The organism is Aeromonas sp. QDB23 (assembly GCF_027707745.1).
In the GTDB taxonomy this organism is placed as follows: Bacteria; Pseudomonadota; Gammaproteobacteria; order Enterobacterales; family Aeromonadaceae; genus Aeromonas; species Aeromonas allosaccharophila.
The window spans coordinates 1-1,671 of record NZ_JAPCJA010000138.1 but is presented as its reverse complement, the minus strand read 5'-3'; the positions used below and the strand labels follow the sequence as shown (position 1 = coordinate 1,671).

General features: G+C 57.6%; 1 protein-coding gene. It reads left to right on the top strand.

What is annotated here, in order from left to right:
• The first annotated feature begins 247 nt into the window (after window positions 1-247).
• The gene (locus PG888_RS22805) at window positions 248-1,594 is read left to right on the top strand and encodes an IS110 family transposase (RefSeq protein ID WP_270694461.1); all 1,347 of its coding nucleotides are present in this window, start codon (window positions 248-250) and stop codon (window positions 1,592-1,594) included.
• Window positions 1,595-1,671 lie beyond the last annotated feature (77 nt).

Genomic DNA, 1,671 nt, shown 5'->3' with positions numbered 1-1,671 from the left:
GAGCGCGAAAAGGACATTCTAAAAAACCGCCTCCCCGGCACTCCGTGGCCCATGGAATTAGAAACACGTCCACTACACTGATCTCACCGGACAGTGGTCGTTTGCTTTTTGGAGGCTGAGTCCCCGTCAAAAAACCTGACCCAGGGGAAGCTGCGGACCCGTGAGTGGTGGCACCTTGGTGACCCCGTTTAGGAATGTGATCGAATCCGAGTCCCCGTCCGGCACTATTTGTGATGGAGGGGTATTCATGAAAAAGCACAATACAGAACACGGTTTGCCGATCATCCATGCCCGCGCCGCGGGCATCGATATCGGTTCGCGGTTCCATGTGGTTGCGGTGCCCACTGCACTCGCCGAAGAACCAGTGCAAACCTTTCAGGCTTTCACGGCAGACCTGGAGCGCATGGCTGCTTGGTTGGTCGAGCTTGGGATCACCACCGTGGCAATGGAGTCAACGGGCGTGTACTGGATACCAGTGTACGAGATCCTGGAGACCCATGGCTTACAGGTCATCTTGGCTAACGCCAGGGATGCCCGGGCCGTACCTGGACGCAAAACCGACGTCAACGATGCGCAATGGATCCAGCGCCTGCATGCTTGCGGTCTACTGCGCGCCAGCTTCCATCCTGAACGGGAGATCGCCGCGCTGCGCAGTTATCTGCGGCTACGTGAACGTCACCTCGATTACGCTGCGGCCCATATCCAGCACATGCAGAAGGCGCTAACTCACATGAACCTGCAATTGCAGCATGTGGTGAGTGACATCACTGGCGCCACCGGTATGCGGATCATCCGTTCCATTGTCGCAGGAGAGCGAAATGCCACAATGCTCGCCGCCATGCGCGACCAGCGCTGTCAGTCGAGCGTCGAAACTATCCAGCGTGCGCTGGTTGGCAATTACCAGCCCGAGCATGTGTTTGCCTTGAGTCAGGCACTGGCCATGTATGACGCCTACCAGGCCCAGATTTCTCTCTGTGATGAACAGATTGCCCAAAGCTTGCAACAACTCTCTCGTGGCAAGCCCCGTCCCAGCGAAGCGCTACCCAAGCCTCGCCACCGTACCCGGCAGCCGAACTCACTCAACTTTGATGTGCGCACCTTGCTCTATCAACTGGTCGGTATCGATCTGACCCAGATCCATGGCATTGGCCCTTACCTGGCACTGCGTTTGGTGGCCGAGTGTGGAACGGATCTGAGTCGCTGGCGAACAGCCCAACACTTCACCTCATGGCTGACACTGGCTCCGGGCTGCCGGATCAGTGGTGGCAAGGTGTTGTCAGCTCATACTCGCAAGACCAAGAATCGAGTGACCGCCCACCTACGACTGGCAGCGGTGACCATCGGCAGAACAAATACAGCGCTGGGGGCATTCTACCGACGGTTGTCTGCGCGCATCGGCAAAGCGAAGGCGGTTACCGCCACGGCCCGCAAGATTGCGGTCTTGTTCTACAACGCCATGCGTTTTGGTATGGAATATCAGGATCCCGGTGCCGATCACTACGAGCAGCAGTACCGCGATCGGGTGGTCAAGGGATTGCACCGTCGGGCCGCCGAGTTTGGTTTCACCCTACAGGCAATCGAGGGTGTTTCTTAGGAAGGCTACGGCTCTCTTGATGACGGACGAGTTCACACGTACGCGCTGATAGACCAATTAAGAGAGCAAGCCCCCAT